This is a genomic window from Nocardia sp. NPDC003979, assembly GCF_053605015.1.
Map to the genome: position 1 here is coordinate 160,391 of NZ_JBSGIJ010000006.1, position 14,409 is coordinate 174,799.

The following is a 14,409-nucleotide window of genomic DNA, read 5'->3' on the forward strand; positions in this document are numbered from 1 at the left end:
CTCAGATCTCTCGTCGGTGGGTTATCGGGGGGTGAGCCGGACGTTGAAGCCGCCCTTGATCATCGGCGCCAGGCCTGGGTCTTCCACGAGCTGCCAGTTCGGCGGGAGCTCGATCTTGTAGCGGCTGAAGATGAGCGCGACCAGGTACGGCGCGATGAGGTAACCGAGCTGTGCGCCGGTGCAGCGGTGCGGGCCCGCGCCCCAGGCCAGGTAGTGCAGTACGCGCGGCTGGTCGACCCGCTTGCTCTGGTCGTAGAACCGTTCGGGGTCGAACACGTCCGGGTCTGTCCACCAGCGCGGGTCGCGGTGGATCGTCGAGATCGGCACGCCGAGCATGGTGTTGGGCGCGATGTCGTAGCCCTGGTAGTTCGCGCCCCGCGCGGTGAATCGCAGCAGCAGCGGAAGGCCCTGCATGCGCATGCCTTCCTCGAAGCACGCCTTCACCCAGTGCATGCTGCGCACCGATTCGATGGTCGGCTTGGAAAGGTCGACCGAACTCGCCTCTTCGACCAGCCGGTTCTTGGCTTCCTCGGCCAGGCAGGTGCGCACGACGGTCTGGGTGATGGCGCCCGCCGTCGTGCCGTAGGAGGCGCTGGTCATGGTCGCCACGTCGAAGCACAGGTCCCAGAACGTCATCGGGGTCTTGAGCTTCTTGTAGCCGGCGAGCATGCCGTCGAGCACGTCGTTGTAGGTGCCGAGCGACGGCGAGTTCTGCCGTTCGACCACTCGGTCGCGCACGATCTTTCCCGCCGAGTACACCGCCCACGGCCGGATCTTGTACCGGCCCCAGGGGCGAACCAGATTCGGCGGATCCGCGATCTTCAGCGTGGAACCGAGGAACTTCGTGAACGTCGACAGACCGTCGTGTAGATCGTGAATTTCCTTGGGCGTGAACGGTTCTGTGAAGGTCTGGGCCAGCACGCCGCGCAGCAGTGTCTGGAAGATCGCCTCCTGCAGGTCGGTCACACCGTCGGCGTCGGTCGCGGCGGCGATATTCGACTCGAGGCTTGCCAGGTAGGCATCGGCATTGGCGTGGAAGGTGCTCTTGAGGCCGTCGCGGGTCACCAGCGGGCTGACGATGCGACGGCGCTCGCGGAACAATTCGCCCTCGATGAAGGACAAACCGTTCTGCCGCTTGGCAATCGCGGGATGGTAGTTGCCGAATTTGCTGTAGTCGCCGGAGGTATCGCCCATCGCCGCGTGTGCGTCTTCGGGATTGGCGATCACCACCAGATCACGCAGCGGCAATTTGATCCGCACCACATCGCCGTACTGGCGCACCGCGTCACGCAGGAATTTGTTGCGGTCCTTGGCGTATTCCGGATAGGAGCCCATGATCCGGTGACCGGGCGGGCCGGGCAGGTGCCGGTTGGAGAGCCTGCGACTGGTGATTCCGGTGACGGATGGCACCTTCTCCGCCGTGGCGTGGGGACATTTCTCGGTCATCACAAACCTTTCCTCTTACGGAAGACGTGGGCACGGACCAGCCCGCCGAGGTGCCGGGCCGTGGATTCCAGTTCCAGGCCGGCGTTCTCGCAGCGCGCGAGGGTGTGTTCGACGCCGCGATCGAGTTCGACTTCCCTGGTCATGTGGGCGACGGAGTCCATGCCCGCGATGGCGGCGACACCGCGGATGAGTCGCAGCCGCAGTTTCAGCAGGTTGCGCAGCAGCGGGCTGTCGGGCATGGCGAGTTCGATCAGCAGGAACCGTCCGTCGGCGCGCAGCACCCGGACCGTTTCGGCGAGCGCGGCGGCGGGGTCGTCCATGTCGTCGAGCGCGAAACACATCACGGCGGCGTCGAAGCTCGACGACGGGAAGTCGAGCGATTCCGCGCTGCCGAGGGCGAGCTGCCAGTCGTTGCTCGGCCGCTTGCGGCGCAACCGGGCGAATTTGTGCGCGGCGACGGCGAGCATCTGCTCGTTGAGGTCGACGGCAACATACGACAGGCGCAGCGGGTACACCGCCGCCAGGGCAGCGCCGATCTCGGCCGTCCCGGCGGCGATATCGAGCACTTCCGCACCCGGCCGCAGGTCGAGCGCGCGGACGGCGCGGCGGCGCAACCGTTTGTCGCCGCCGAGGGTGAGCAGCGAGTTCACCGCGTCGTAGCGCGGTGCGATTCGGGTGAACATGGCCTGCGGGGTGGCAGGGCGTGTTCCGGCCATCGCGATCTCCTCGGGTTTCACCGGCGCGGGTCGGCGCGGCGCGCGACGCGCACCGCCTTCTCCGCGCCGAAGGCCAGCAGGGTGGACAGGGCGCCGGTGCGGGCGTTCTTGCCGTCGCGGGCCCACCCGGTGAGCAGGCCGGCGAATTGGCGGATGTGCGCGCGTCCGGCGAGCACGGGTGCTTCGGCGGCGGGGATTCTGGCGTCGATCAGCGTCGGCCCGTCACCGGCGAGTGCGGTGCGGAAGGCATTGCCGAACTCCTTGGCGCTGCGCACGGTTGTCGCGCGCACCCCGCAGTGCCTGGCGAACCCGGCGAAGTCGATTTCGTGGAAGCCCGACGCACGGTCGGGCCAGCCCATGATCCAGCTCTCGAATTTGATCGCGGCCAGGGCGTTGTTGTTGAACACCACGATCACCAGCGGCGAACGTACGTCGGCGGCGTTGCGCAGTTCGGCCAGGGTGATGCCGATGCCGCCGTCGCCGACGATCGCCACGGACACCTCGTCGGGGTGGCGCACGGCCACGTCGACGGCGGCGGGTACCGCGAATCCCATGGTCGCGAACGAGGCGGTCCACAGGTAGCGGTGGGCCGAGCGCACGTAGCGGTAGGCCCAGAGCGTGTTGATGCCGACGTCGACGCTCAAGGTGGACGGCTTGTCGAGACCCGCCAGTTCGTTGTCGATGATCTGGGCCACCGTGGCGGCGCGGAGCTTGCGTGCGCTCTCTCGCGGCTTGCGGCGCGGTCGTTCGGCGACCTCGGGTGCGTCGCGCTCCTCGCCGAGCAGGCCGACCAGAGCTTCGATGGTTTCCCGCGCGTCACCGAGCAGACCGACCGAATCCGACGGCAGACGAAGAAAGGTGAGCGGATCGGTGTTCACCGAGATCACCGGGTTGTGCCCGACCATCTCGAAAGCCGAACCGCGCCAGGACACTCCGACAACGATCACGAGCCCGCTGCGCCGGACCCGCTGCATGGCGTCGTCGGTCCCGGAGGTGCCGACCAGTCCCGCGCAGTGTTCGCCGACCACGTCGGCCGCCAGCGCACCCATCGTGCAATAGAGCGGACTGCCTGTGCGAGCGGCCAATTCGACGAGTTCGCGTCGCGCGCCCGCCGCCCCGCGCCCGACGATGATCGAGATATCCCCGGAGGCGGCACCGATGAGTTCGGCAGCGCGCACGATGTCCTCGGGTGCCGCGGTCGCCCGGCCGGGCAGCCCGATCAGCGACGGCGGGATCGCGAACGACCGCGCGCTGTCCACGAGGGCGGCGCTGGTGCGGGCGGCGATAGCGCGTCGTGTCACGTGGATGTGGGTGACGCCGCGTCCACCACCGGCGATGGTCGTGAAGGCGTCGCGCAGCCGGACCGCGTCCTGCGCACCACCGTCGAGAACCACCGAGACGGCGGCGATATCGGCGAGCACGTCGACCGGATCGAGCAGCCAGGGTGTGGTCTCGACGGAGACCAGCACCACGGACGCGTCGTCGAAGGCCGCGTCGTAGAGCCCGTTGAGCTGGCCGAGGAGTTCGGCGGGCGTGGTCACCACAGCGCAGGAGGTGGTGCCGTCGGCCTTGTACGCCGCGGTCGCCCGCATGGCCGCGGCCTGGACATCGGCGACGACATGCAGGTCCAGCTCAGCGGTGGCACCGAGCCGCGCGCGGCTGTTCTTCGACAGGTACGCCGAGCCGATGCCCCGGTGCGCGAGTGCCGCGAAGAGATCGGTGACGTAGTCGACGGCATCGATATCCGGCGCCGGAGCGGGCCGGTCGTCCGCGAGCGCCGAGGTGAGGACGAGTGCCGGACCGTGCCGGTCCTCGCTCAGGCGCGACCGCAGTTCGGTGGCGTCACCGGCCCAGAACACCCCGATACCGAACGCCTTGGCCAGGTCGCTCACCGGCACACCGGGCTCGGCCCGGCACACCACGGTCACCGGCACGTCGTAGCGTGCGGCGGTGGAGAATTCGGAGATGTACTGGTCGAGCGAGTCCAGGTCGGTGAGCGCGTAGGAGCGAGCGCCGTTCGCGAGGGCCAGACCGATGGCCAGCGGCAGCGCCGAACCCTCAGCCTCGAAATTCCAGGAACTGTGCAGGTGCGCGCGCTCACCGAGATAGCGGCGGGCGAGCTCCCTCGTCGCCCCGGGGTCGACCGCCACCGACGCACCGGCGAGCGCGTCGGCGAGCACACCCCAACCCTCGGGTGCGTTCGGATCTGTCGGTGCGACAGGGGCGCTCGCCGCGGCCGGGGTACCACGCCTGCTCCACACGGCCGACACCAGCGCGTGCAGGATCTGCGGAACCTCCCCGGCGATCCCGATCCGCCTGCTCTCCTCGTCGAAGCCCGACGTGGCCACATCGGTGATCTCGAGCAGCAGCTCGAGCGAGGGAAAGTGCCGTGCCACACCGGCGGTCGGCCTGCCGATCAACAGCACCTGCCGGGCGTCGGACTCCTCGACCGGCGGCACCGACCAGTCCGGAATTCCCGCTTCTGGCAGGGCGACGATCGGCACATCCAGTGCGTCCGCGAGCAGCAGCGCACAGTCCGCGACGGCCCGGCCGCCCGCGCCGAGCACGATGACACCCGGTGTGGAGCAGAGGTATTCGGCCAGATCTTCGACGCGCTTCTTGTCCAGGTCGGGCGTTGTCCGTGCGCCGAACCGGTACGGGCTCTGTTGCTCGAGCCCCTCGAGGGGCGAGTTGAGCACGTCGGACGGCACGGCCAGGTGCGCTGAGGTCTGTTCGAGCCGCACCGACAGCACCGTCTGATCGAAGACGGCGAGCTGGTCGGGCGAGACGATGTCGGTGGAGCGCCACGTTCCGTCACGGAACAGTCGCGCCGAGTCGATCTCCTGGAACGATTTCGTGCCGATCTCGGCGCGCGCCACCTGGCCGGAGATCGCCAGCACCGGCACCCGGTCGTAGAGCCCGCCGTACACGCCGGGCAACAGGTGGGTGGCACCCGGTCCGGCCGTGCCGAAGCACACCCCGACGGTGCCCGACCCCTGCGCGTAACCGACCGCCATCCAGGCGGCCGCACTCTCGTGCCGCACTGCGATCAGTTCGATCTCCGACCGCCGTCCTACCGCGTCGACCAGGCAGTTCACCGATTCGGCAGGCATGCCGAACAGGTAGCGCACATCGTGGCCGATCAGCCGGTCGACCAGGGCGTCGGCGAACCGTGGCCGCCCGAGCACGTCGGCGCCCAGATTGGTGTTCATCTGCATGTCAGTGCCTCCACTCGTCTGTATCCCCGCGCGAGTACGTCGACGACGTCGGCGAGGTGCCCCCTGGCAGGAACCGTGATCCGGACGCCCGCGTCCGGGTAGCAGCGCACCGCGATGCCCGACTCGGCGAGGTGCGCCACGAGTGCCGCCGGGTTCGGCGTCGGCACCCAGACGAAGTTGCCGGACGAATCGGGCACGTCGATGCCGTGTCCGCGGATGGCCGCGACGAAGTCCGTCCGCACCGCGATCACCGAATCGACCTGTGCCTCCAGCTCGTTCACCACGCCGAGCGAGGCGACGGCCGCGGCCACCGCGAGCCGGTTCACCCCGAACGGCATCGCCATCGACCGGCAGGCGCCGATCAGGTCACCGTGACCGACCGCGTAACCGACCCGCAGCCCCGCGAGTCCGTACGCCTTCGAAAACGTGCGGAGCACAACCAGATTGGGGTGCTCCTCGGCCATTCGCAGGGCCGCCGACCGGTCGTTGTCCCGGTCGAATTCGATATACGCCTCATCCACCACGACGACCGTGTGGTCCGGCACTCGTGCCAGTACCTGTTCGATCTCCTCGGGCGTCACCTGTTCACCGGTCGGGTTGTGCGGTGAACAGATCAGGATCGCGGCCGCGTCGTCGCCCGCCGCGGCGACCATCTCCGTCAAGGGCTGCCATCGGTCCGGTGTCCCGATTACCGGCACCGCGATACCGCCCGCGCCGAGGACCACCCGTTCGTAGGCGTCGAACGCGGGCACCGCGTAGACGACCCGCCCACCGTGTCCGGCGACCCAGCGCAGCAGATAGGCGAGCACACCGACACTGCCCGGCCCGACGACGACTTGATCCGGTGTGCAGCCGGCGAATTCGGCGATGGCGCTGCGCAAATCGCCGTACGCGGCGGCGGGGTAGGCGGCCGCGTGTTCGACCTCGTCGGCGATCGCGGTGCGCACGCTCGGCAGGGGCGCGAAGGGCAGCGCGTTGTTGGACAGGTCGAGCGCGGCCGCCGAGGTATCGGCCTCCTCACCGGATCGATATTCGTTCAGCAATACCGCGTCGCGCACCGCTGTCGTCCTTTCCGCCGTCACCCGATGTCTTCCTTTTTCCGGGTATCGAGTTTCAGCGCGTCCATAGCGAAAATGACCACCAGAGATCCGGCGACAACAAGCAGCGAAGTAACAGATGGATCCGCCAGCAAAACCCAGGTAGACAGATATCCCGTCGATACGATCATGTCGAATCGAAGCATGTTGTTCGCCGATTGATTGTCGTCGCGCAGGATCATTCGTGCGCCCTGCGCACATGCCACGGGGAACCAGGCAAGCGCGAACAAATACTTCGCTTCGAATTGCCCGGCGACCACCAGGAAAAGCGGACCGAGATAAACGAGAACAGTGGCGGCGGCAGCAGCGACAGCCGCCTGCTGCCGTGTCGCGAAGATGGTGGCCGAGGTCGACAATCCGGCTTCGCGGTCGCCCTCGAAATCCGGCAGGTTCTTCACGAATCCCTTGGCGACGAACCACAGCAACAAATACGCGGCCATGCTGAGGAAGGACCAATTTCCCGCGATCGCCGGACCGTTCTCCACGACGGCGGGCGCCATCAGGAACGGCAATGCCACATCGAGCGCGAAGAACACGAGCGAACCCATCGGCCGCGCCTTCATCCGCAGCGGTGGCAACGAGTACTGGTGGGCGATGAGCAGGCACAGGGCCGTGAGCAGCAGGAATGCCGGGCTCACCACGGCTGCGGCCACCAGCATCACCGCGCCGGCGGCGTAACTGCTCCGCAGCAGTCGCCGGCGACCGTACAGGCCGAGCAGGTACAGCCGGGCCGGGATGTTCTGGTTGTCCTCCGCGATATCGGAATAGGCATTGAACAGGTTCGCCACGGCGCTGTAGAGGAATGTGACGAAGAAACCGAGCAGAACGTCGATACCCATCGGCACGCCCAGCAGTACACAACCCAGATAAAACGCGAGCATGCCGGGCAGACAGGTGCGCGGCCGCGCGAACGAGAGAAACAGGCCGACTCGTTCCACGGTGCCCGTGGTGAACCCGTCGGACGAGTTCACCCAGTCGATTCTTTTCTCCGCCGATTTATGCAGGAATTCGTCAAGCGTCGGTTCAGGAATTGTTCCAGTCACAATCAAAGCCCACTCGTCACCCGTTTGCGGCCCGGCCGCGGAAGAGGCGGCTGGGGCGACCATACCCGAGTTCCGAAAAGAGCGGCAGTGTGTGCAACCGGCGCTTTCTCCGGTTGCACACTCCGGTCGTTTCACAAATGGGGTATAGGTTTCCCTATGCTGATCGACTTCGTGCCCGACAAGAACCTCTACCCCTTCGAGTCACGCTGGTTCGACTCGTCCGCAGGCCGTGTCCACTACATCGATGAGGGATCGGGGCCGACGATTCTGTTCTGCCACGGCGTCCCCGCCTGGAGCTTCCTCTACCGCCACGTCATCGCCGAGCTGCGCACCAGATACCGGTGCGTCGCCGTCGACTATCTCGGCTTCGGCTTGTCGGAGCGGCCCGAGGGTTTCGGCTACACCGTCGCCGAGCACACCGGCATCCTCGGCGAGCTCATCGACCACCTCGGCCTCGACGACTACGTGCTGATGGGGCACGACTGGGGTGGCCCGATCGGCCTGGGTGCCAGCATCCCGCGAGCGGACCGCCTGCGCGGAATCGTGCTGGGCAACACCATCTTCTGGCCCATCGAGGCGATGGCGAACCGCGTCTTCGCCCAGGCCATCCGCACCGGACCGATGCAGCGGCGGGTTCTGGAGCAGAACTTCCTCGTCGAGCGCGTATTGCTGTCGGAGCTCGGTAAGACATTGAGCGCGGCCGAGATCGACCACTACCGGTTGGTGCAGCCGTCGCCGCAGGCCCGCAAAGGTCTCGCGGTGATCGCCAAGCAGATCGTCGACGCCCGCCCACTGATGACTCAGCTCGCCCGCGACGTGCCCGCGGTCCTCGCCGACAAGCCGACGCTGCTGGTGTGGGGCATGCGCGACATGGTGTACCGGCCCAAGGCCCACATTCCCCGCATGGTGTCGACCTTCACCGACGTGGAGGTCGTCGAGCTGCCGCAGGCCCGCCAGTTCATCCAGGAGCACGCGCCCGTCGAGATCGCCGAGGCCATCGCCAAACGGTTCCCCTAGCTCAGGGGCAGTGCGGTCGCGGCGACCGGCGCGGACACACCCGATTCCGTGCGGGACCGTCGCGCCAGCAGGAACGCCGCGACCGCCGCCGGCCCACCCATCACGATCCCGTAGGTGGCGGCGGGCACCGCCATCGCCTCGCTGCCCAGCGCCGACACCGCGACCGCGATGGCCAGCGTCGCGTTGTGGATACCGATCTCCATGGACGAGGCGATGGCCTGCCGGATATCGACCCCGAACCAGCGGGGCACGTAATAGCCGACTGCCAGGCTCAGCACAGACAGCAGCACTGTGATCGCGCCGAGCTTGCCGAAGTTCGCACGCAGCGTGTCGAATTCGGACCCGACGGCCACGCCGACCGCCAGGACCAGCACCGCCATGGAACCGAGCTTCACCGGTTTACCCATCCGGTCGGCGAACGCGGGCCGCGCGTGCCTGATCCACATCCCGACGGCCACCGGCACCAGCACGATGACGATCACCTGCACCAGCTTGGCCGGTTGCAGCCCGACCGAGGCGTCACCGTCCATGAACGCCGCCACCGACAGGGTGATCACGATCGGCATGGTGAACGCCGCGATCACCGAGTTGATCGCGGTGAGCATGATGTTGAGCGCCACATCGCCACCGGCGAGGTGGCTGAACAGGTTGGCCGAGGTGCCGCCCGGCGAGGCGACGAGCAGCATCATGCCGACCGCGAGCACCCCGGTGAGCCCGAAGGCGAGCACGAGCAGCACACAGATCAGCGGCAGCACCACGAGCTGGCAGACGAGGGCGACGGCCGCCGCTTTCGGATGGCGGACCACCCGCCGGAAGTCGTCCGGTGTCAGGGTGAGTCCGAGGCCGAGCATCACCACCACGAGCGCGATCGGCAGCACCACCGCGAATTGCGAAGAACCCATCATCACTCCTGTTTCGCCCGGTCGGCCACCAGCAATTGCCCGAGGGCGATCCCACCGTCGTTCGGCGGAACCTGCCGATGGCTGTACACCGCCAGTCCGGCGCGTTCGAGCATCACCATGCAGTTGACCAGCAGGAACTCATTGAGGAACACGCCGCCGGAGAGCACCACCTGCCGAATACCGTTGGTGTCGGCCAGGTTCCGGCACTGCCGGACGACCATGGCGACGACCCCGCTGTGGAACCGCCTGCTGATCCGTTCGAGCGCGGTCCCGGCGGCCAGGTCGGCCGCGATCGCACGAATCACCGGCCGGTGGTCGACTTCTTCTGCGGTATAGCCGAACCCGTAGCCGTCGACGAGCGTGAGGTCGCGATCGAGCAGGCCCTCGAGTTCGATCGGGCCCTGCGCCTCGTATTCGGCCCGCGAACACACGCCGAGCAGAGCCGCTACCGCGTCGAACAACCGACCCATACTCGTCACCTCTGGCGAGTTGATGCCACGGGCGCACATGGTCGCGTAGACGTGTCTGCGCTCGTCATCAAGCGTCGCGAGCGCCGAAAAGGCCTGCACCGCGCCGTCGATGGACCCGAAAGCGTCGACAGCGACAGCGACACCCGTCCGGATCGGTTCGCGCACAGCCTGATCGCCACCGATCAGGGCCACCCGCCGCAGATGCGCTGCCCGTTCGACCTTGCCGTAGTCACCGACCAGGAACTCACCGCCCCAGATGGTGCCGTCCGTGCCGTACCCGGCGCCGTCGAACACCACGCCGATCGCGGGCCCGTCGAGCTTGTTCTCCGCCATGCAGGCCGCCATGTGCGCGTGATGGTGCTGCACCGCGATCGGCTCACCTGTCTCACCGATACCGCTGTGGCCCACATTGATCCGGAAGTCCGGGTGCATGTCGTACACCCCGGCCTCGGGTCGCAGATCGTACAGCGAGGCCAGGTGGGCAGCGGTGCGGCGGTGCGATTCGAACGTCTCGTCGTTCTTCAGATCACCGATGTGCTGGCTCAGATACACCCGTGTGCCGGCCGACAACGCGACCGTCGTCTTGAGTTCGGCGCCATAGGCGACCAGCGGCCGCAGCGGACGACCCACTTCCACCGGGTACGGCGCGTACCCGCGCGCACGGCGCAGGAAGGTCAGCAGCGGCCCGTCCAGATCCGGGTGGTTCGATACCCGGACCACGGAATCGTCCACTCTGGACTCGATTTCGCGGTCGTGGTACAGAATCGCGTCCGCGATCTCGAACAGGTGCGCCAGCGCGTCCTCATTGCGGTGCACGATGGGGTATCCCGACACATTGCCGCTGGTCATCACGAGCACATCGGTGTCGGCCTCGTCGAGCAGCAGATGGTGATGCGGCGCCGAGGGCAGCATCACTCCCAGGTTCGGATTCCGTGGCGCGACACTTTCCGGTACCGCACCAGTACGCTTGCGTGCCAACAGGATCGGCCGAGCGGGCGAACGCAGCACCTGCTCCTCCGCAGGCGACAGTTCGACGATCCGGTGCGCCGTGTCCAGATCCCGCACCATCACCGCGAACGGCTTCGAATCGCGCCGCTTGCGCTTGCGCAGCAGCGCCACCGACGCGGCATTCATCGCATCGACGGCCAGATGGAAACCACCGACACTCTTCACCGCGACGATCCGACCGTCCGACAGCTCACGCACACTCCGGCTCAACGCGTCCTCGTGCACCGTCCCGTCGGGGTAGGCGAGCAACAGCCTCGGCCCACAGTCCGCGCAGGCGTTCGGCTGTGCGTGAAACCGCCTGCTCATCGGATTCCGGTATTCCGCATCGCAATTCGCGCACATCGTGAACGCGCGCATGGTGGTCTGCGATCGGTCGTAGGGCAACGCCCGGATGATCGAATAGCGTGGCCCGCAGTTGGTGCAGTTGATGAACGGGTAGCGATAGCGCCGGTCGGCCGGGTCGCGCAGCTCGGCCAGACAGTCCGCACACACGTGGGTGTCGGCGGGGACGAGCGCCACCTTCTGCCCCGTGTGCTCGCTGTGCACGATCTCGAAACTCGACGCGCCCGACCTGCCCGCCACCCGGCTCAGCGCCACCACCCGGTCCACCCGAGCCAGCTCGGGCGCCCGGTCGGCCAGCTCGGCGCAGAACAATTCCAGCGCGGCTGCGGCGCCGCTCGCCTCGACGAGCACGCCCTCGGGATCGTTGCGCACCCAGCCCGTGAGCTGCCGTTCGCGGGCGAGTTTGTAGACGAACGGGCGGTACCCCACGCCCTGCACGACCCCGGTGACCCTGATCTGCCAGGTGGCGGTCATGGCGGCCCGGTCAGCACAGGCGGGGCAGCTCGGCGCCCCGCAGCGGTTGCAGTGTCGATTCGCGCCCGTCGGCGTCGCGCAACACGACCGCGGCGCCGTCCCGGCCGGTCACCTCGCCGATCACCGTCGCGTGCCTGCCGTACTCGTGCCCGCGCAGCGCGGCCACGATGTCGGCGGCGGCGGCCGGGTCGGCGAAGATCGCAAGGCAGCCCTCGTTGGCGCAGTTCAGCGGATTGATGCCGAGCATGTCCGCCGCCATCGCGGTCTCGTGCTGGATGGGCAGCGACCGCTCATCGATCGTGATGGCCTTGCCCATGCGGCCCGCGTATTCGTGCAGCACCGCCGAGAGACCACCGCGCGTCACGTCACGCATCGACCGCACCGCCTCGCGCGGTACCACCGCGAACACGCCGTCGATCATCAGGTTGAGCGGCGCGCAGTCGCTGAGCACCCGGCTCTCGAAGCCGAGCCCCTCCCGGATGGAGAGCAGGTGCACCGTGTGATTGCCGATCGGGCCCGACAGGATCACCGCGTCGCCGGGGCGGACCGCGTCCATCCGCAGCGGTTCGCGCAGGAAGAACCCGACACCACTGGTGTTGAGGTACAGCTGATCGGCCTCGCCCGCCCGCACCACCTTCGTGTCGCCGCACACGATCTGCACCCTCGCCTCGCGCGCGGTCTCGCGCACCGACGTGAGCACACGCTCGAGCTGGTCGAAGGACAATCCGGCCTCGAGAATGAGCCCGAGGGTGAGATAGCGCGGCACCGCACCCGAGACGGCCAGGTCGTTGACCGTGCCGCAGACCGCGATCTTGCCGATGTCGCCGTTGCCGAAGAACGGCGGGTCGACCACGAAACTGTCGGTGGTCATCGCGATCCGGTCGCCCTCCACGGGCAGGACCGCGCTGTCCTCCATCTCCCCCACGTACACATCGCCGAGGGTGCGGGCGATGAAGTCGACCAGCTCGCCCGAGAGCACAGCGCCGGTGCCGTGGTCGAGCTGGATGTGCTGCGTGGCCACGGTCATGGTGTCTTCGTCTCCTTGCGCGGGATGCCGCCTGTGGTGTCGATGAGCCGCAGGATCTCGGCGGAGTCGGCGACGGTGGCGCAGTAGCTCTCCAGCCAGTCCAGCGCCCGCACCCGGTCGGCCTCCTGCGCCGAGAACACGCAGTCGCCGGGCACCGCGACGATGTAGCCGCGGAAGAAGGCGTCGGCAGCGGTGGTCTGGATACAGATCTGGGTCTGCAGACCGATCAGCACCAGGGCTTCCACGCCCTCGGCCTGGAGCCGGTCGTGCAGGTCGGTTTCGTAGAACCCGCTGTCCTTACTGCGTTCCTGGATCACGTCGTCGGGGTCGACGAATTCGCGGATCACCTCGGCGCCGGGCGTTCCGCGCAGTGCCGGTACGCGACCGTCGTAACGCTCGGCCAGCGGGTCGTCGGGCTGATTCAGGAGTTGCAGGTGATAAACCGTGCAGCCCCGCTTGCGCATTTCGGTCAGGAATTCGTTCACCCGCGGCGTCGCAGCCGCGATAGCGGCTTCCCGCTCGGGATTCTTCCCCACGATGTCGTATTGCAGTCCACTGGTGACAACGGCGATTTTGGACATGCCGATCCTTAGGTCCGTAAGAATGGGAACAGTTCGGAAGTTCAGGCCGAACGGGCGCCCGGCGAATTACCGTACGCATTATCGGAAGCGGCTTGCAGGGCCTGGGCGATATTTGCCCAATTGGCCGCGCATTGATTGGCGAGTTCGATCACATGGTAGGAGGAATGGGGTCGCACGAATTCGACGATCTTCTCGGCGTCGCCCGCGTTCACCGCATGCTGATGCAGCCACCGCAGCAATTCGCGCCCGCCGACGCTCATCCGCAGCGCCGGGTCGCGGGAGAGTACGGCGAGCAGGGCGTCGAGGTCCACCTGTTTCTTGTGCGGTGTCGGCGCGAGCCGGTCGTTCTCCGCCGGTCCACCAGGCACCGGGGTCCTGGTGTCGTCGGGCTGGACGAGCGGGCCCATGCCGCTTTCCAGGCGGGCCCGGACGTCGCGGACGGTCGACGGCGAGAGGCCGACTTCGCGGGCGATGGAGCGCAGCGAGGCATCGGGGCGGGCCAGCAGGAGTTCGGCGGCCGTTTTGCGCGCCGAATTCGTGTCGACCGGCCGGAGCCTGCCGTCACTGCCGAGCCGATGACTCGCTTGCGACGTATCACCGGTACCACTTCTGATCGACGCCACAGTTTTCGCGGAAAGCCCGGCGGCGGTGGCGATCGACCGATTCGACCAGTGCGGATGGGAACGGATGATGCGTTCCGCCGCAGCCCGGCGATCGGCCAGCGACAAGGGCAGGCCGTGCCGCACGTTCTCCTGCACGCCGAGAATGAACGCCAATTCTTCGGAACCATCGACCATATACGCGTCGATGTGCGTGAGGCCTTTACGTAGCGCCGCGCTCGTCCGGTGAAATCCGTCGATTATCCGATTCGTCGGACGATGGACGAGAATGGGCGGCAAAGGCCATTCCGCCTCGACCAGCCGCTCGATATGAGCGGGGTCCTCCCCTTCGAATCGGGGGGAGCCCGCCATGACGAGCGAGGCGATTTCCACAGACTGTTTTACCCGGTTGGATTTCAGCGGGCGATTCACCTATCAAGCCCCCCAGTCTTTCAAGCTGTGCATCGAT

General features: G+C 67.4%; 11 protein-coding genes. 1 reads left to right on the forward strand and 10 read right to left on the reverse strand.

Annotated elements, in window-relative coordinates:
• Nucleotides 1-21: 21 nt before the first annotated feature.
• Genes ACWEVR_RS15680 through ACWEVR_RS15700 form a run of 5 tightly spaced genes read right to left on the reverse strand, consistent with a single transcriptional unit; the run spans nt 22 to nt 7,583 of the window.
• The gene (locus ACWEVR_RS15680) at nt 22-1,446 is read right to left on the reverse strand and encodes a cytochrome P450 (RefSeq protein ID WP_356985539.1); all 1,425 of its coding nucleotides are present in this window, start codon (nt 1,444-1,446) and stop codon (nt 22-24) included.
• Nucleotides 1,446-2,162 carry a class I SAM-dependent methyltransferase gene (locus tag ACWEVR_RS15685; protein ID WP_439269094.1) on the reverse strand — a complete coding sequence of 239 codons (717 nt, stop codon included), beginning with the start codon at nt 2,160-2,162 and terminating at the stop codon, nt 1,446-1,448. The genes ACWEVR_RS15680 and ACWEVR_RS15685 overlap by 1 nt, the downstream gene beginning before the upstream one ends.
• Nucleotides 2,163-2,179: 17 nt before the next feature.
• Complete coding sequence (locus ACWEVR_RS15690; protein ID WP_452467493.1) at nt 2,180-5,374, reverse strand: thiamine pyrophosphate-dependent enzyme; 3,195 nt, start codon at nt 5,372-5,374, stop codon at nt 2,180-2,182.
• On the reverse strand, nt 5,371-6,462 hold the full coding sequence (locus ACWEVR_RS15695) for an aminotransferase class I/II-fold pyridoxal phosphate-dependent enzyme (RefSeq protein WP_452467494.1): 1,092 nt from the start codon (nt 6,460-6,462) through the stop codon (nt 5,371-5,373). Before ACWEVR_RS15695 ends, ACWEVR_RS15690 begins: the two co-directional genes overlap by 4 nt.
• Nucleotides 6,459-7,583 carry a UbiA family prenyltransferase gene (locus ACWEVR_RS15700; RefSeq protein WP_452467495.1) on the reverse strand — a complete coding sequence of 375 codons (1,125 nt, stop codon included), beginning with the start codon at nt 7,581-7,583 and terminating at the stop codon, nt 6,459-6,461. The genes ACWEVR_RS15695 and ACWEVR_RS15700 overlap by 4 nt, the downstream gene beginning before the upstream one ends.
• A gap of 93 nt (nt 7,584-7,676) precedes the next feature.
• Between ACWEVR_RS15700 and ACWEVR_RS15705 the strand changes: the two genes are divergently transcribed.
• The gene (locus ACWEVR_RS15705) at nt 7,677-8,537 is read left to right on the forward strand and encodes a haloalkane dehalogenase (RefSeq protein ID WP_452467496.1); all 861 of its coding nucleotides are present in this window, start codon (nt 7,677-7,679) and stop codon (nt 8,535-8,537) included.
• Here ACWEVR_RS15705 and ACWEVR_RS15710 read toward each other — a convergent pair.
• From ACWEVR_RS15710 to ACWEVR_RS15730, 5 genes are read right to left on the reverse strand one after another with little or no spacing between them, the layout of a single operon-like run.
• On the reverse strand, nt 8,534-9,439 hold the full coding sequence (locus tag ACWEVR_RS15710; RefSeq protein WP_452467497.1) for a bile acid:sodium symporter family protein: 906 nt from the start codon (nt 9,437-9,439) through the stop codon (nt 8,534-8,536). The genes ACWEVR_RS15705 and ACWEVR_RS15710 overlap by 4 nt on opposite strands.
• A 2-nt stretch (nt 9,440-9,441) precedes the next feature.
• A complete protein-coding gene (hypF, locus tag ACWEVR_RS15715) occupies nt 9,442-11,733 on the reverse strand; it encodes a carbamoyltransferase HypF (protein WP_452467498.1) in 2,292 nt (763 codons plus the stop codon).
• A gap of 10 nt (nt 11,734-11,743) precedes the next feature.
• The gene (gene hypE, locus ACWEVR_RS15720; RefSeq protein WP_452467499.1) at nt 11,744-12,760 is read right to left on the reverse strand and encodes a hydrogenase expression/formation protein HypE; all 1,017 of its coding nucleotides are present in this window, start codon (nt 12,758-12,760) and stop codon (nt 11,744-11,746) included.
• Nucleotides 12,757-13,341, reverse strand: a complete 585-nt coding sequence (locus ACWEVR_RS15725; RefSeq protein WP_357150625.1) for a cysteine hydrolase — start codon at nt 13,339-13,341, stop codon at nt 12,757-12,759. The genes hypE and ACWEVR_RS15725 overlap by 4 nt, the downstream gene beginning before the upstream one ends.
• Nucleotides 13,342-13,382: 41 nt before the next feature.
• Entirely contained in the window at nt 13,383-14,138 is a 756-nt protein-coding gene (locus tag ACWEVR_RS15730; RefSeq protein ID WP_243749776.1) for an AsnC family protein, read from the reverse strand.
• Nucleotides 14,139-14,409 lie beyond the last annotated feature (271 nt).